This window comes from Nocardia sp. NPDC055321, from assembly GCF_053645575.1.
In genome coordinates this window covers 212641-228817 of the sequence record NZ_JBSHMS010000004.1, presented here as the reverse complement: position 1 = coordinate 228817, position 16177 = coordinate 212641, and the positions used below count along the sequence as shown (strand labels likewise).

At 70.9% G+C, this 16177-nt stretch carries 15 protein-coding genes; 3 read left to right on the top strand and 12 right to left on the bottom strand.

The annotated features are described in order from the left end of the window. Positions 1-119: 119 nt before the first annotated feature. From ACWIGI_RS08215 to hppD, 3 genes are all read right to left on the bottom strand, one after another. Complete coding sequence (locus ACWIGI_RS08215; protein WP_454201650.1) at positions 120-698, bottom strand: DUF3558 domain-containing protein; 579 nt, start codon at positions 696-698, stop codon at positions 120-122. An 11-nt stretch (positions 699-709) separates the two neighbouring features. Beyond that, positions 710-1240, bottom strand: coding sequence for a DUF3558 domain-containing protein (locus ACWIGI_RS08210; RefSeq protein WP_454201649.1), 531 nt, complete (start codon positions 1238-1240; stop codon positions 710-712). Positions 1241-1341: 101 nt separating this feature from the next. Further along, complete coding sequence (hppD, locus tag ACWIGI_RS08205) at positions 1342-2550, bottom strand: 4-hydroxyphenylpyruvate dioxygenase (RefSeq protein WP_454201648.1); 1209 nt, start codon at positions 2548-2550, stop codon at positions 1342-1344. 139 nt (positions 2551-2689) lie between these two features. Between hppD and ACWIGI_RS08200 the strand changes: the two genes are divergently transcribed. Beyond that, positions 2690-3208, top strand: coding sequence for an Lrp/AsnC family transcriptional regulator (locus tag ACWIGI_RS08200; protein ID WP_454201647.1), 519 nt, complete (start codon positions 2690-2692; stop codon positions 3206-3208). A 189-nt stretch (positions 3209-3397) separates the two neighbouring features. Here the strand turns inward: ACWIGI_RS08200 and ACWIGI_RS08195 are convergent, their stop codons facing one another. From ACWIGI_RS08195 to ACWIGI_RS08155, 9 genes are all read right to left on the bottom strand, one after another. Next, positions 3398-4042: a GntR family transcriptional regulator gene (locus ACWIGI_RS08195; RefSeq protein ID WP_454201646.1), complete on the bottom strand. Its 645-nt coding sequence runs from the start codon at positions 4040-4042 to the stop codon at positions 3398-3400. A 26-nt stretch (positions 4043-4068) separates the two neighbouring features. Then, positions 4069-5055 (bottom strand): isopenicillin N synthase family dioxygenase, encoded by a 987-nt coding sequence (locus tag ACWIGI_RS08190; RefSeq protein ID WP_454201645.1) that lies wholly within the window; start codon positions 5053-5055, stop codon positions 4069-4071. Positions 5056-5080: 25 nt separating this feature from the next. Continuing rightward, positions 5081-6244 (bottom strand): nitrate ABC transporter substrate-binding protein, encoded by a 1164-nt coding sequence (locus ACWIGI_RS08185; RefSeq protein WP_454201644.1) that lies wholly within the window; start codon positions 6242-6244, stop codon positions 5081-5083. Positions 6245-6302: 58 nt separating this feature from the next. Continuing rightward, positions 6303-7145, bottom strand: coding sequence for an ABC transporter permease (locus tag ACWIGI_RS08180; protein ID WP_454201643.1), 843 nt, complete (start codon positions 7143-7145; stop codon positions 6303-6305). After that, positions 7145-7927 carry an ABC transporter ATP-binding protein gene (locus tag ACWIGI_RS08175; protein WP_454201837.1) on the bottom strand — a complete coding sequence of 261 codons (783 nt, stop codon included), beginning with the start codon at positions 7925-7927 and terminating at the stop codon, positions 7145-7147. The genes ACWIGI_RS08180 and ACWIGI_RS08175 overlap by 1 nt, the downstream gene beginning before the upstream one ends. Before the next feature lie 120 nt (positions 7928-8047). After that, positions 8048-9481, bottom strand: coding sequence for an amidohydrolase family protein (locus ACWIGI_RS08170; protein ID WP_454201642.1), 1434 nt, complete (start codon positions 9479-9481; stop codon positions 8048-8050). Positions 9482-9761: 280 nt separating this feature from the next. Beyond that, the gene (locus tag ACWIGI_RS08165; RefSeq protein WP_454201641.1) at positions 9762-10874 is read right to left on the bottom strand and encodes a winged helix DNA-binding domain-containing protein; all 1113 of its coding nucleotides are present in this window, start codon (positions 10872-10874) and stop codon (positions 9762-9764) included. Between the two features lie 50 nt (positions 10875-10924). After that, positions 10925-11899: an NADPH:quinone oxidoreductase family protein gene (locus ACWIGI_RS08160; RefSeq protein WP_454201640.1), complete on the bottom strand. Its 975-nt coding sequence runs from the start codon at positions 11897-11899 to the stop codon at positions 10925-10927. A 464-nt stretch (positions 11900-12363) separates the two neighbouring features. Beyond that, complete coding sequence (locus tag ACWIGI_RS08155; RefSeq protein ID WP_454201639.1) at positions 12364-14259, bottom strand: serine/threonine-protein kinase; 1896 nt, start codon at positions 14257-14259, stop codon at positions 12364-12366. A 160-nt stretch (positions 14260-14419) separates the two neighbouring features. Between ACWIGI_RS08155 and ACWIGI_RS08150 the strand changes: the two genes are divergently transcribed. Next, the gene (locus tag ACWIGI_RS08150; RefSeq protein WP_454201638.1) at positions 14420-15193 is read left to right on the top strand and encodes an acyl-[acyl-carrier-protein] thioesterase; all 774 of its coding nucleotides are present in this window, start codon (positions 14420-14422) and stop codon (positions 15191-15193) included. A gap of 161 nt (positions 15194-15354) precedes the next feature. Further along, a complete protein-coding gene (locus ACWIGI_RS08145; RefSeq protein WP_454201637.1) occupies positions 15355-15900 on the top strand; it encodes a hypothetical protein in 546 nt (181 codons plus the stop codon). The last annotated feature ends 277 nt before the right edge of the window (positions 15901-16177 follow it).

The following is a 16177-nucleotide window of genomic DNA, read 5'->3' as shown; positions in this document are numbered from 1 at the left end:
TCGCTGGCCTACGTACTGCGCACAAACCTGCCCGAATGCTTCCGGGCACAGCGGTCCACGATACCCGCACCCTTTACAGGGGGCAAAAAGGGGTCCCCGCAGCGGGGCTGGTAGAGACGCTAACGAGCAAGGTTGAGGGTCAACTCGACCAGCTTGCGGGCCGCTTCGCAGGGATCCGGATGGCTCGAGCCCGGCCGGAAGTTCACCCACCACCCGACGATTCCGGTGTCCGCGGCCGGTGCGCTGACCCCGCAGGAATCGGCGTCGCCGGGACGGCGGGTCTCCAGCGATCGGCGGCCCTGCACCGAGATGTCGTTCGTCACATATCCGAGGCGGTCGTTGTTCGCCTTCTCGTTCTTGAGCGAACCCAGTTCGTACCAGCTGAGCGTCACCATGCCGCTGCCGGACGCGCCGCCGTCCAGATCCCACATGCAGACCGCGCCGTTGAACGAGGGCTCGACGTAGGTGCCCTCCCCGACCGCCTTGCCGATGTCCTCGAGGGTGACCACGTCGCATTCGCGCAGCAGCTTGTCGAAGTTGGTGTTGAGCCGGCCGCCGCCGTCGTCGGTGGTGCCGCCCGCGGGCAGCGCGGTGCCGGGGATGGTCTTGCCGCAGCCGCCGATCGCTGCCGTCACCGCGACGGCGGCGAGCAGGGCCGCCGCGGCGCGGGTGCGCCGCCGGGGGGACGGGGTCCGCATGGTCGTCGCTTTCATCCGAGCCGCTGCACTGTCAGTTCGGCCATGCGGCGGGTGCGGTCGCACGGGTTGCCCTGGTTGGCGCTGCCGAAGGCACCGAAGGACATGGACCATTCGAAGAAGTCGTCGTCGAGCTGGATGGCCAGATCGCACACCCGATTGCTCGGGTCCAGGGCCTGGAAGCCCTTGCGGCCGCCGACCTCGATGGTCTCGGGCTCGCGGCCGACGCTGGCCACCCACGCCTTCTCGCGATCGATGGGGCTGCCGCGGTAGGAGGCGAAAGTCACGCTCGCCGAGCCGATCCCGCCGCCCTGCCAGTTGCATCCGGTCGAGTTCTTGAAGACCCGGGAGATGGCGCCCAGGCCCCCGATGTCGCGCACCTCGTCGTCGGTGAGGTGACCGCACTCGCCGACGAACGGGCCCAGCGTCGCCACCTTCGGGGGTGGTCGCAGCGGCCCGGTCGGGGCGTCCTCGTCGCTCCCCCCACACGCCGACAGCAGCAGCGCGAGGCTCAACCCCGTGACGATCGCCGACGTCATACGCATGCCCAGAACTCTACTGTGCGGCCGGGAGTCGAGCCCGTCACAGCGTTTGCCGCGCGTTCGAATTCCCGCTGACACGGGCGGGAACGGAGTCCCGGTCCGGCTCACAGGTTTCCGCGGGACTCCTGTTCGCGCTCGATCGCCTGGAACAGGGCCTTGAAGTTGCCCTTGCCGAAGCCGAGCGAGCCGTGGCGCTCGATGAGCTCGAAGAAGACGGTGGGGCGGTCGGTGACGGGTTTGCAGAAGATCTGCAGCAGGTAGCCGTCCTCGTCGCGGTCGACCAGGATGCCGCGGGCGCGCAGTTCGGCGACGGGCACGCGGACGTGGCCGATGCGGGCGCGCAGTTCCGGGTCGTCGTAGTAGGTGCCGGGGGTGTCCAGGAATTCGATGCCCTCGCGGCGCAGGGCGTCGACGGCGCCGAGGATGTCGCCGGTGGCCAGGGCGATGTGCTGGACGCCGGGGCCGCGATAGAACTCGAGGTACTCGTCGATCTGGGAGCGCTTGCGGCTCGGCGCGGGCTCGTTGAGCGGGAATTTGACCCGGTGGTTGCCGCTGGCCACGACCTTGCTCATGAGGGCGGAGTAGTCGGTGGCGATGTCGTCGCCGACGAATTCGGCCATGTTCTCGAATCCCATGACGCGGCGGTAGAACTCGACCCAGTGGTCCATGCGGCCCAGTTCGACGTTGCCGACGACGTGGTCGATGGCCTGGAATATCCGCTTCGGCGCGCCGGGCCGGGGTTCGTGGGCCGAGCGGCGGGGAACGAAGCCCGGGAGGTACGGGCCGTCGTAGCGGGAGCGGTCGACGAGGGTGTGCCGGGTGTCGCCGTAGGTGGCCAGGGCGGCCGAGCGCACGATGCCGAAGTCGTCGGTGTCGTCGTGCGGTTCGACCAGGACGGTGGCGCCGTGCGTGCGGGCCCAGGCGACGCAGCGGTCGACGTCGGGGACCTCGAGGGCAATGTCGATGATGCCGTCGCCGTGCAGATCATGGTGTGCGACAAGGGAACTGGCGGGATCGACGGCGCCCTTGACGACGAATCTGGCGCCGCCGCTGCGCAGGACGAACGCTTTGTGGTCGCGATTGCCGGTCTCGGGCCCGGAGTACGCCTCGAGCCGCATGCCGAAGGCCGATTCCAGGAAGTGGGCGGTCTGGGTGGCGTTGCCGACCGCCCAGACGAGTGCGTCCCAGCCGATGACGGGGAAGGGATCGGCGCTGGCGTCGTGATCGACGAGCCCGACGAGCCGGCGCAGCTCGTCGTCCTCGGCGGGGTCGGAGGGTTCGGCGGGCCACGTCGGAGCAACCTCGATGGTCATTCTGTAAGGGAACGGCGCGGGGCACCAGCTGGGCAATATCGGCGATTTCGACTAGACACCCTGGCGAATCGCGCCACCATCGGCCGCTCGGTGCTGGACAATTTGAATAGCAGCATCACTCCCGAGCGGAGGTCCCGTCATGGCTCGCACGCCCGCCAAGTTGGATGAACTCGATCTGGCCATCCTCGCGGCCATGCACGAGTACCAGAAGGCCGGAATCCTGGAACTGTCGCGGCGCACGCGGGTCGCGCGGGCCACGGTGCAGTCGCGGATCGCGCGGATGGAGGAGGCGGGGGTCATCTCCTCCTACGACCCGCACGTGGATGTCACGGCGGCGGGGTTCGACGTGCAGGCGTTCGTGACACTGGAGATCGCGCAGGGTCAGCTGGACGCGGTGGCCGCGGATCTGGAGGCGATACCCGGGGTGCTGGAGGCGTACGCCACGACCGGGTCCGGGGATGTGCTGTGCCGGATCGGCGCGGATTCGCACGCGGGGTTGCAGCACGTGCTGCTGAGTATCGACCGCAGTGCGACGGTGGTGCGCTCGCACAGTGTGATCGTGCTGTCGACGGTGGTGGCCCAGCGGACGCTGCCGCTGTTGCGGACGCTGAGCCCGTCCACCTCGAGCAAGGCGCCGGCGTACCGCAACGCGCACTGAACGCCGTTCGAGCCACGGCCACTCGCGGGAGCGGCTGCGCGACGGGCGCTACCGACTGGGCGCGCGGGACACCGCGCGTCCGCGGACCGGTCCGCGACCGTCATGTCCCCGGCGGGCGTCCCGGCCGACCTGTCGTCAGCGCGCCGGTCCGGGGTACCCGGACGCGGCGGGCCGCCTCGCGGGATGTCGTCAGTCGCGGCCGAGGCGGGTTATAAGACCGCAGACGTGGGCCTCGGCCGCGGCGCGGGCGTCGGGTGCGTGGCCGGATTCGAGGGCGTCCAGGATGCGGCGGTGCTCGCGCAGGGCGATGCTGCGGTTGCGGGGGTGCCGCCACAGATCGCCGCGATAGAGGTGGGCCTGGGCGTCCAGGCGCGCGAGTTCGTCTGCGAGCGTGCGGTTTCCGGAACGCTCACGGATGAAGGTGTGGAACTCGAGGTCGAGTTCGGAGTCGCGGGCGGGGTCCGCGGGCTCGCGCAGGTGATCTTCCTGGGTGGCGAGCAGGGCGGTGAGTTTGCTCAGGTCGGCTTCGGTGAGGCGGGTGGCGGCCGTGGCGGCGGCCAGGCCGTCCAGCACGGTGCGCACGGCCAGTACGTCGCGGATCTGGGTGTCGTCCATGCTCGCGACGCGGGCGCCCGCGTGCGGGACATTGACCGCGAGGCCCTCGTAGATGAGCTGCTGCACCGCTTCGCGAACGGGGCTGCGGCTCACCCCGAGGCGCGCGGACAGGGCGAGCACGCTCAGCGGGGCGCCGGGAGCGAGTTCGCCGGACAGCACGAGCCCGCGGAGCTGCCGGTGCACGGACGGGCCGAGCAGCTCGCTGTCCGGTTCGCTCATGGTGGTCCTTTCTGATCGGTTCGAAATTACCCGCGCGGGCGGTAGTTGGCCCGCACGCGCTCGGCGAGGAAGTCCGCGGCGGTGACGGGCGGGTAGGCCCCGCGCGGACCCTGGATGACGGCGTCGCGGTCGGCCTGGGCGAAGTAGGCGATGCTGTAGCGCTCGCCCTGGTACTCGTCGGGTCCCGGGCCGCGGACGCGGTGGAAGTTCGACGGCAGCAGGTCATCGCTCCAGCGGGTGAGCATGTCACCGATGTTGCAGGTGATCAGGCTCGACGACGGGGTGATGGAGGTCCACTGCTGTTCGTCCATTTCCCGGCCGGGGCAGACCTGGAGCCCGCCCTGGCCGTCGCGCTGGAACAGCAGTGTGAGGCAGTCGAAGTCGGTGTGCGCGCCGGCGCGCCAGCGGCCGGGGACGTGGCGCAGTTCGGGCGGGACGGCGAAGTAGTGCAGCAGGCGCAGGGTGGATTGGTAGTGCGGGGAGGCGGGATCGTGTGCGGCGGTGAAGTAGTCGCGGTCGAAGCCGAGGCGGTCGGCGAAGCAGGACAGCACCCGCATGGCCACGGTCCAGCAGGCGTGCTCGAAATCCAGTACGGCGCCGGTGAATCCGGTCAGTTCGGCTGCGGTGGGCCAGCGGCCGTCCATGTGCGGGCGGGTGACCTGGTAGGACTCCTTCTGGTCGGGGACGCCGATGGAGGGGCGCACCTGACTCATGCTCTCCCAGCCCGCGTTGTCGGCCTTCACCAGCGGGTACTGCGCCTTCACGGGTTCGGGCAGCGCGAAGAACCGTGCGGTGCAGTCGAATACGGAGTCGATCTGCTCCTGGGGGATGCCGTGGCCGGACAGCTGGAAGAAGCCGATCTCGGTGGCGGCGGTCCAGAGCTGGTCGGTGATCTCGGCGCGGCGGTCCTCGAAGTCGGTGAGGTCGATGACGCGGATCTCGCGGGCGGCTTCGGCGCCGAGCCCGCCCATGCGCATCTCGCGGGCGACCTCGGTGGTTTCCTGGCTGGTCATGGGTATCCTTTCCGATCGAAGTGAGTCAGCTCGCGGAGATGGCGGGGTCGAGGAATTCCTTGGTGACGAGGGCGCGGGCGGTGAGGCCGTCGGGTACCTGGGCGCCGCCGCGGCGCAGGATGGGCGCGAATTCGTCGATGACGCGCTGCACCCGGGCCTCGTCGAAACTGCCTATGACGCCGTCGGTCTCGTTGCCGATCAGGCCGTTGTCGATGAGGACGCGGGAGCCGAAGGCGGCCAGTTCCGCGCTGTAGGGCGAGAAGTTGGCGCTCTGGGCGACCACGTCCACCACCACGTCGTTCACCGGGCCCGGATCGGCGCGGAACTGTTCGGTGGCGCGCTGGATCATGGGCACCAGGCGACGCAGGCAGGGGCGCAGTTCGTTCAGTTTGTCGGCGCGCACGTTCACCGTGCGGGCGTAGCCCTCGTAGCCGACGTCGCGCAGCAGCTGGTAGGCGACCGGCTTGTTCCAGGCGCGCACCTCGTGTTCGTAGACGTAGGGCTCGGAGTTGGCGAAGCCCTGCTGGGCGAACGAGGGGTCCGAGACGAAGCGCGAGGGGCCGTTGTCGTAGGAGGTGTCGATCTGGTTCGCCTTCAGCAGGCCGCGCGAGACCAGCCACTCGGGATACAGCTGGCCCTGCGAGACCACCACGGGCGCATCGGTTTTGCCGATGTCGGCGATGCCGCGCCAGCCGGGGCGGGTGGCCGGATCCCACATGAGCATCTGTGGGCTGTAGCGCAGCAGGGTGGTGACCGCGACGATGGGCTGGGTGGCGGCCGCGGCGATGGCGTGCTCGGAGTGGGTCAGGCCCAGGGTGATCGAGGAGTCGACGTACATCTGCGAGGGCACGGTCTGGAAGCCGATGGCCGGGCCGCCCGCGCGCAGTTCGAGGTCGACGCCGGTGTCCTTGCCGTCCACCACGAGTGGGCCGGTGACCTTGTTGGCGTCGGAGTCGACGCGGTAGCCGGGGCCGAGCAGGCCGAAGAGCGGGCCGGAATCGGTTTCGGGTTCCCATTGCAGCTGGACCGCGACGGTGGCGGGGCAGATGCCGGACAGCTGCTGTTCGGCGGGTGCGGGCGGGAGTTGGACGGCGGCGGTGTCGGATTCGCTGTCGGAGCAGGCGGCGCCGGTGGCCACCACGAGCAGTGCCAGCGCGGTTGTCCCCAGGCGGCGTAGACGGTTGGGCATTGGTTCTCCACGGGGGTGTCGAGATGTGGTTCGGAAAAGCGGTGCGAGGCGGGCTGATTCAGCGGCCCGAGGCGTGCCAGCGGCCGACGGTGAGGCGCTGCGCGGCGGTGAAGAGGGCGAAGACCAGCACGCCGAAGAGCGCGGCGAGCAGCAGGGCGGCGAGCAGATCCTCCGACTGGAGGCGGGAGCGGTAGTTGTCGAGCAGGGTGCCGATGCCGGGTTTGCCCTTGGCGAAGAACATGTCGCCGATGATCGCGCCGGTCACCGCGAGTCCGGCGGCGGTGCGCAGGCTCGTCATGATCGAGGGCAGGGCGGCGGGCAGTTCCAGGGAGACCAGGCGCCGCAGTCGGCTCGCGCGGCCGAGGGTGAACAGTTCGCGCAGGTTGCGGTCGACCGATTGGATGCCGAACAGGGTCATGGCGATGATGGGATGCACCGCGATCAGGACGCACACCATGGTGCGGGCGGTGAGGCCGTAGCCGAACCAGAGGCCGATGAGAGGGACCACGGCCAGCACCGGAACGGCCTGCAGGACAACGGCGTACGGGTACACCACGCGTTCGACGACCTTGGCCTGGCTCATCAGCACCCCGATCGCGATGCCGATCACCGCGGCGAAGAACAGGCCGGTAACCGCGACCCGGGCGGTGACCGCCAGGGCGCGCAGCATGACCTCCAATTTGGCCGGATCGCTGAGGGATTCGGCGAAGACGGCGTGCGGGGGCGGGAGCAGGAAGCGGCGGTCCGGGGCCAGCAGCACCAGGGAGACCAGGTACCAGGCGGACAGGGCCAGGCCGGCGGAGAGCAGCGGCGCCAGCAGGCGGCGGAGTACGCGCGGGACGGGGACGCGCCGCGGCAGCCGGGGGCGCGCCGGGGCGGCGGAAACGGCGAGACCGACCATCAGCAGGCTTCTTTCAGGGAACGGGACACGTGGGAGACCAGCTCGGTGTAGGCGGGTTCGAAGCGCAGGTCGCGCTCGCGCGGGTAGGGCAGGTCGATGTCGATGACCTCGTGCACGCGACCGGGGCGGGCGGACATGACCACCACGCGGCCGGCCAGGAAGACCGCCTCGGAGACCGAGTGCGTGATGAACAGGGCGCTGAAGGCGTTGTCGCGGTACAGGCGCAGCAGTTCCTCCTGCATGCTCAGCCGGGTGATCTCGTCGAGGGCGCCGAAGGGTTCGTCGAGCAGCATGACGCGGGGTTCCAGGGCGAGCGCGCGGGCCAGTGAGACCCGCATGCGCATGCCGCCGGAGAGCTGACCGGGGAGTTTGCCCGCGAAATCGGCCAGGCCGACCGCGGCGAGGGCGCGGGTGGCGCGCTCGCGGCGGGTGGCGCGGTCGATGCCGCCGAGCTCGGCGGCGAGTTCGACATTGCGCAGGACCCGGCGCCACGGCAGCAGGGTGGCCTCCTGGAAGATGAAGCCGACCGAATCGGACTGCACCGCAACGGTTCCCGCGCTGGGCTGTTCCAGGCCCGCGGCCAGCCGGAGCAGGGTGGACTTGCCGCAGCCGGAAGGCCCTACGACGGCGACGAATTCCCCGCGCCGGACCTCGAGGTCGATGTCGGTGAGTGCCACCACGTCACCCGAACCCGCTCCGGGATAGCGCTTTCCGATGCCCGCGAAGGAAATCTCCGCCTCCGGTCGCGTTCCGGCCGGAGCGCCGATCGGATTGCGCACCATGTCCCGCAAGACCATCGCACTCACCTTCTCTCACTTGTACTGCGTGCATCTTGTGCGTGAGATCAGTGTTGTCGATATGAATTACATGCAATCGTGTCGCTGTTTCGAATTGATTAACTGTTACTGCATGTCATTGAGGAGCTTGACGAGTTCCTGCTCGTCGACGCGGGTGCTGCGGCCGTCGCGGATCACGGCCTCCCCCGCCACCCAGACCGTGTCGACCACGCGCGGGGTCGCGGTGGTGAGCAGGGACGCGCCGGGGTCGCGAACGGGCAGGCAGGCGAAGTCGCGGTCGAAGCGCACGAGGGTGAGGTCGGCGGGGTCGCCCACGGCCACACCGGAATGCGTCGCCGGACCGCCGAGCGCGCGGGCCGCGCCGCGGGTGGCCATGCGCATCATGTCGTGGATGTCCAGCAGGTCGGCGCGGCGGTGCGCGACCCGTTGCAGGTACGCGCCCATGCGCAGGGCGAGCAGCATGTCCTGGGTGTCGTTGCTGGCCGCGCCGTCCACGCCCAGACCGACGCCGATACCGGCGGCGAGCAGGTCGGGGATCGGGGCCACGCCGCTGCCCAGGCGCATGTTGCTGAGCGGGTTGTAGGAGACCGAGACGCCGCGTTCGGCGAAGACCGCGCGGCCGTGCGCGTCCAGGCGGCAGCAGTGCACGGCGAGGGTGCGTTCGCCGAGCAGGCCGCCCGCGTCCAGGTAGTCCACCGCCGAGACGCCCGCGTGCAGCCGGCACATGTCCTCGTCGGTGTCGGTCTCGAGCAGGTGGATGGAGATGGTCTTGCCGGTGCGATCGGAGAAGTCGCGGACCGCCGCCATGCCGTCGGGGGTGAGGCAGCGGGGGTTCGGCACGGCCAGGGCGGTGGTGACGCGCCCGCCGCCCCAGCGCCGGTCGAGTTCGGCGATGTGGTCGAGCGCCTCCGGAAGTGGTTGCAGCAGGCGCGGATCCATGCCCCACTTGCGGGTGGCGTCGGCCCGGTCGGCGACGCCGCGCCCGAACACGACCCGGATGCCGAGTTCGTCCAGGGCGCGCAGGGCCGCGTCGTGCACGGCCTCGGAGCCGCTGGGCCACATGTGCTCGACCACGGTGGTGACGCCGCTCCGCAGCAGTTCCAGCCCGCCCGCCAGGGCCGCGAGGTAGGTCTGCTCGGGGGTGGCGGCGACCGTGAATTCGCCCACGCAGTGCAGCCATTCGAGCAGCGGCAGCCCCTCCCCCGCCCCGCGCAGGATCGACTGCTGCAGGTGCGTGTGGGTGTTGACGAACCCGGGCACGAGATACCCGCCGCCGCCGATACGGGGAATTGCCTCACTCGCACCGAAGGCCGCCGGCGCGGCGTGCTCGCCGCGGCCCCGGGACAAGTCGTCGGCCGGATCGACGCGCGGGGATGGTGTCTCATCACCGGCGGCGCGCCCCGCGCCGGGGCCGATGGCGATGATCCGCCCGTCGCGGATGACGACGTCCTGCCCCGAAACCCATTGCGGCCCCGCGGCGGTCGCGGCGTAGACGGTGACGTCCCCGATGACGGCGGACATGGAAAGACGGCTGCCCATGCGGCATTCCTCCAGGAAATGCGGCTGGTTAGCCCGCCGGTTGTCGACGGTGCGCGCGCGTCCGTTGCAGCCATGAACGCCGTGCCCGCGAGCCTAGCGAGGTCGTGTTTCGCCGGGGTTACCATGCCGATCCGGATCGGACGCGCCGAATCGGTCCGGGTGAACGCCGTCCAACTCCCCCTGCCGCGCATTGTGCACAGGCGTCCACAGTTGGGGAACGTTGTGCACAACGTGTGCGCTCGCGTTCCGGCGGCTGGACGGATCCGGGCGACCCCGGCCGTCAGGGCTTGAGTGTCGCGTCCGGGGTCAGGATCTCGACGCTGGGGGTGCGGTCGGGTTCGGCGAAGGCGAGCAGGGCGGCGGCCTCGGCCTCTACCTCGGCGCGTTGGGTGGGGGTCCAGGGTGAGCGGGGGACGACGCGCAGGCGGGCGACGCCGGAGGTGGTGAAGATCTTGTAGATGCCCTGGAGGAAGCCGTCTATCAGGACCGGGGAGACCTGGTTGGCGGCCTCGCGCAGGGGCGGGGGCGCGCCGTCGGGGATCACGCGGGAGCGATCCTGGTGGGAGAGCAGGAGATTGTCGTACCAGCCGAGCAGGCGGACGGGGGCCGGGGTGTCCGGGTCGGTGAGTTCGGCGTCGGCGGCGTCGTAGAGGGTGCGGCCGCGGTCGTCGGTGTAGGTGCGCACGCGGTCGCCCAGCCGGGTCACGGCGGGTGCGATGCCGGTGAGTTTGGACCAGGTCTGCATGTCCATGGTGGTGGCCGGGCCGAAGGCGCGCAGGTAGCGCAGCAGCAGTTCCTCGAGCGGGTAGTCCGGGTCCGGGGGCGCGCCGAGCCAGGGTTCGATGCGGGACCAGACGGGGCGGCTGCTGTCCTTCCAGCGGCCGCGCGGCGGGGTCTGCAGAACGGGCAGCTGGTAGAGCCAGGTTTGCAGCACCGCGCTCGCGTTGCGGTCCGGGTAGCGGGCCAGGGCCTCGGCGCGCATGTCGGCCGCCGACATGGGTTCCTGCCCGAGCACCTGTTCACCGTGCGCGCGCACCTCGTCGGGATCGAGGCCGACCATGGCGCCGAAGTTGAATCCCTTACGGAACGGGATCTTTTCGAGCTCGGGCTGGATGTGCGGTGCGATCCGCAGCGCGTCCGGCGGCGTGACCAGGTGAATGGTGCCGCGCATCAGGGTGATTCGGACCAGCGAGCGATCCTCGAGCCCGGCCGAGACCGTGGCCGGGTCGAAATCGGCCGTGCGCGACCACAGTGCGAGGAACGGCGGCAGCGTGTCCTGGGCCTGCAATCCGACGAGGTGATCGCACAGCTGCGGCGCGCCGAGCGGGGCGCGCTCGAGCAGATGCTGGCGCGCCAGCAGCGTGCGATTCAGAATCCGGTTGGACAGCTTCACAATTGCCGCACGTTACGGGACCGCGGCGCCGGTGTCGTGCCCACGCACCGTCAGCGGACGGTGATGACGACCTTGCCGGTGGCGGTGCGCTTGTCCAGGGCGGAGACGGCCTCGGCGGTGTGTGCCATGGTGTAGAGCGCGGGCTCCGGCGGCGCGATCTTGCCGTTGGCGAGCAGCGGCGCGACCTCGGCCCACTGCTCGCGCAGGTAGCCGGGATGGGTCATGACCCATTCGCCCCAGGCCGCGCCGACGACCTCGACGTTCTTGAGCAGCAGGCGGTTCACCTTGACCGTGGGGATGTCGCCCGCGGTGAAGCCGACCACGAGCACGCGTCCGCCCGAGGCCAGGGAGCGGATGCTGTCGGTGAAGCGGTCGCCGCCGACCGGATCGAGCACGATGTCGACGCCGCGCCCGCCGGTGATCTCCTTGACCGCCGCCAGCCACCCGTCGGTCAGCACCACGTCGGTGGCGCCGTTGGCCCGGGCGACCTCGGCCTTCTCCTCGGTGCTCACCACGGCGATCACGCGGCCCGCGCCCAGCGCCTGCGCCATCCGGAGCGTGGAGGTGCCGATGCCGCCGGCCGCGCCGTGCACGAGCACGGTCTCGCCCTCGGCGAGCCTGCCGCGCTTGGTGAGGCAGAAGTGCACGGTCAGGTCGTTGAACAGCACACCCGCCCCGGCCTCCAGGGAGACGTTGTCGGGCAGTTCGAACACCATGTCGACCGGTGCGACCGCGATCTCGGCGACGGCGTTGCCGAGCAGGGTCAGCGCCACCACCCGGTCGCCCGCCTTCACATGCGCGCCCTCGGGGGCCTCGCGCACGATGCCCGCCACCTCGCAGCCCACGATGTAGGGCAGCTGCGGCTTCATCTGGTACAGACCGCGGGTCATGAGCACGTCCGGGAAGGCGATGCCCGCGGCGTGCACGTCGATGACGACCCCGCCCGGATAGCCCGCGGGCTCGGGCATGTCGAGGACCTCGATGGTCTCCGGGCCTTCCAGCCTGCTCACCACGGCTGCGCGCATACCGATCAACTCCGATCAATCCCACTTGCGGGTACTCACCCGAACCTAACCGATATCGGGCCCGGCACAACAGCGGGCGAGCCGGGTTCGCTCGCCGCCCCGGTCCGGCCCCTGCCGCCGAGGGTCCGGGCCGGCCACACGAGAAGCCGGCCGACCCGTCTGCCGGCCGGGCCAGCAAAACTCGACCGACCCGACGAGCTCGCCGCGCGCACCGAGCAGGGTCCTGCCTACCGATACCCAGGTCGTTCGGAAACCCGCCGGGCGGGAACTGACCATTCCCACCTTCGAGCCCAACCCGCCCGAATGCACCGGCCGCTGGAACTTCGCCGTGCCGACGGGGGTTTCATACAGCCGCCATGTTCGCGCTTCGGCGCTCGCCGGGCCACGTAGGCCACCCCGGGACGGAATACCGCTCATATCGCCACTCGGCCCGGCGTGGCACGGACCCTCCGCGTGCCGGGCGCTCAGCCTCGGTAGGCGTATTCGACCATCGCCTCGTTCGCGAGGGACGCGCCGTCGCGGGTGATGGTCAGGGCCGTGGCGGTGACGCGGTAGCGGGTGCCGTCGACCTGGTTGACGACCGTGTAGCCGCCGGTGCCGTCGGGGACCGGGTCGTCGAGGGTGATGCCCGCGCCGTCGCTGATCCGGACGCCCTTGTAGTAGAAGCGGCCGGCGCCGGTGCGGCACACCACGACTCGGGACGACGCGGTGCGGCCGACCGCCATCGCGGGATCGTCGGCGTTGCAGCGGGCGCCGGCGGCGGTGAATCCCTGTGCGTCCGTACCGGATACGGAACCGTTGAAGGGGGCGAGCGTCGTGGTCGGGCGTCCGGGCGCGGTGCTCTGCCCGGGCTGGGCGATCTCCGACGTGCCGCCGGAACCACCGGGGCCATCTCCGTTGCCGGACAACAGGAGCCAGCCGACCGCCGCGAGCAGCAGCACGACCACCGCGGCCAGCATGCCCACCACCAGGGGCATCGAGCCGCGTTCGCGCGGCGGCAAAGGCAGTGGCGCGGAAGGATGTTCGGGCCGCGCGAGCGGGGTGGGCCCGGAGTATCCGGACGCCCGGTGCAGCGTGACGTCGTACTCCCCCGGCGTCCCGGCGGCCGGCGGATAACCCGCGGTCTGCGCCCGGGTACCGGAGAAATGTGCCGACCGGGTGTCGGTGCGCGGTGCGGGCGGCATCCGGGTTTCACCGGCCTGCCCCGCGTAATCGCCGGGCGGCGTGCGCGATTCACCTGGCAGCCCGGTTCGATCGCCGGGCGTGCGCGACGCTCCGAACTGCGCGGCGCCACCGGCCGCACCCGGTCGCGGGCCACGGCCGCCTGCCCCGGGAGCCGGCTCGATGCCGGGCCGGGCCGTGAAGCCGCGGGCCGCCGGAGTTCCGCCCTGGCCGGGGTAGGACGGGTGGCCCGGCGCGCCGGGGCCGGGGGGCCGCGGACCGGCCGGGGTGGCGAACGGACCGGACGGGTCCTGCACCCGGGTGGACCGCGGGCCGGGCGGGGTGGCACGGGTCGTATCGGCCGGGTCGGCGCGGAGCAGGGCCGCGCGGGCGGCGCGGGCCAGCTGACCGGCGGTGGCGTAGCGGTCGGGGACGTCCTTGGCCATGCCGGTGGCGATGACGCGGTCGAAGGAGGCGGGGACGCCGGGGCGGTGGCTGGGTCGCGGCGGCGGGGTCAGCATGTGGGCGCGGATCGTGGCCAGGTTGCTGTCGGTCGTGAACGGGATTTCGCCGGTGAGGCTTTCGTACAGCACGCAGGCCAGGGCGTAGACGTCGGCGGAGGTGGTCACCGCGGCGTCGTGTTCGAAGCGTTCGGGGGCCATGTAGGCGAAGGAGCCGATGGCGCTGCCGGTCACGGTGAGCTGGGCATCGGACTCGGTGTGCGCGATACCGAAATCGACCAGGTAGGCGAACAATTCACCGGTCAGCAGGATGTTGGCGGGTTTGATGTCCCGATGCACCAGCCCGCTCTCGTGGGCGGCGTCCAGGGCGGCGGCGATCTGCTCCACCACCGCGACGGCCTGCTCGGGGGTGAGCGGGCCCCGCTCGTGCAGATGCGCCTTGAGGTCGCGCCCGCGCACCAGGCGCATGTCGATGTACAGCACGCCGTCGACCTCGCCCCAGTCGTGCACGGGGATGACGTGCGGCTCCTGCAGGCGTGCGGCGGTGCGGGATTCGCGGCGGAAGCGTTCCACATAGGTGGGTGAACCGGCGAGCTCGACGGCGAGCAGTTTCAGGGCCACGACGCGGTCGCGGACGGTGTCGTAGGCCTCGTAGACCTCGCCCATTCCGCCCACACCGAGCAGCCGTCGCAACTCGTACTGTCCGAACCGCGTACCGGCCCTAGCGCCTGCGGGCACCGGCGTCGCCTCCCCTGCCGTGGATCTACACCAGCAAAGGCTACGGGGCCGCGCGCACACCTGCCATGCCCTGCGTAAAGTCATGTCTCAGCAAGCACCGCACGAAACGCGGCACGCCCGGGTTCACGGAATCCGCGGCGATGCAGCGCGAGGAGCACCAGTGTCACACGATCAGCCGCTCGCCCCGCTTCCCCAGGAGGGCATGGGCTTCGCCTCGGCGTGGCCCGTCCGGGCCGGCGACGTGGATCCCTACCAGCGCTTGCGGTACGACGCCGTGGCCCGCTATCTGCAGGACATCGCCTGGGAGGAAATGCATTCCGGGTTCTTCCACCGCACCGATCCGGCCTGGATCGTGCGGCGCACGGTGGTGGACGTGGTGCGCCCGATCCACTGGCCGGACCGGATCGAGCTGCGGCGCTGGTGTTCGGCCATGTCGACGCGCTGGACCAATATGCGTGTGCGGATCACCAGCGAGAACGGCGGTCTCATCGAGACCGAGGGCTTCTGGATCAACATCAACGAATTCACCAACATGCCCACCCGCATCAGCGACGAGGGCCTGGCCGAGCTGGCCCGCACGACCCAGGAGCACCGCCTGCGCTGGCGGCCGTGGCTGGTCGACCACACCCCGCCCGAGTCGGACACCGATATGCCGTTCCCGGTGCGCGCCACCGACATCGACCAGTACAACCACGTGAACAACGCCGCGTACTGGCAGGCCGTCGAGCAGTATCTGGTGGATTACCCGAAGCTGGTGGCAGGGCCGCATCGCGCGGTGATCGAGTACATCGCGCCGGTGCTGGCGCGCCAGCACATCAGCGTGCGCTCGCGGTACGAGCCGGGTGACCGGACCGGGCATCCGGTGCTGCGGCTGTGGTTCGTGGTGGGCGGGGTGACCACCACGACGGTGCGGATCGGCCCGCTGCCGAGCTGACGGCCCGGCGATCGTGGACCGGGCGGCGATCGGGGTGATCGGCCCGCGTCCCGCCCGGCATATTCGGGACATACCCACCGAAAGTCTCGGTAGCCAGAGGTTTGCCTGACACACTCTGCGGCGAGCCGATCGCATCCGGTGATCGGGAACAGGAGATCGCCATGCGCATCGCCCACCTGGCCCTGCTAGCGGCCGCCCCCGCACTCGTCGCCACGCTCGCCGCCTGCTCCTCGTCGGACGATTCCGCGGACGACCGAGCCACCGGCACCCCGACGACCATCATGACGACGACCACCGCGTCCGCGAGCGCGACCAAACTGGTCGGCCCGTCCGCCGCCCCGCTGCCGCCGCCGAGCCCCACCCATCCGCCCGTGACGACCGTCCCGCCGGTGACCACGACCGAGCCCGTACCCACCACGGCGCCGGTGACCACGACCTCCCCCGTGCCGAGCCCCGTGATCGACGACGTGAACTGCGGACCGGTCACCGACGCGGGCGGCGGCACCCGCCACGTGATCGCCGTGGGCACCGAGGCGGGCCGGGTCGGCTGCACCGAGGCGATCACCGTGGCGACCGAGTACGTCCAGACCATCAGCGACACCGACGTGGCCACGATCGACGGCTGGAGCTGCAACGCCCAGCCCGATCCCGCCGTCCCGTCGATGTGCGCCAAGGACGGCCTGGTCATCGCCCTGCGCGCGAACTAGAGAGTTCCGCTGCGGCGCAGCGGGTTCGGCCGACTCCCGGTTCGCTCGTGCCACTCGCGTCGTGCGCCGCACGGGTACGACCGAATCCCGCTGACCCGACCCGGTATCCGCGCCGATCTCTACGGTCCGGCCGAGCCCCTCGCGTCGTGCGCGCCCTGGGTCGAGCCGGAACCGCCGGTGCGGCAGGGTCTCCCGCGCCGCCCGCGGTCGCCGGGTGGCGGCCATTCCTCGTGGGTGGCCGCCGCACGGGCGCGATTCCCGAACACTCGCGACAGCA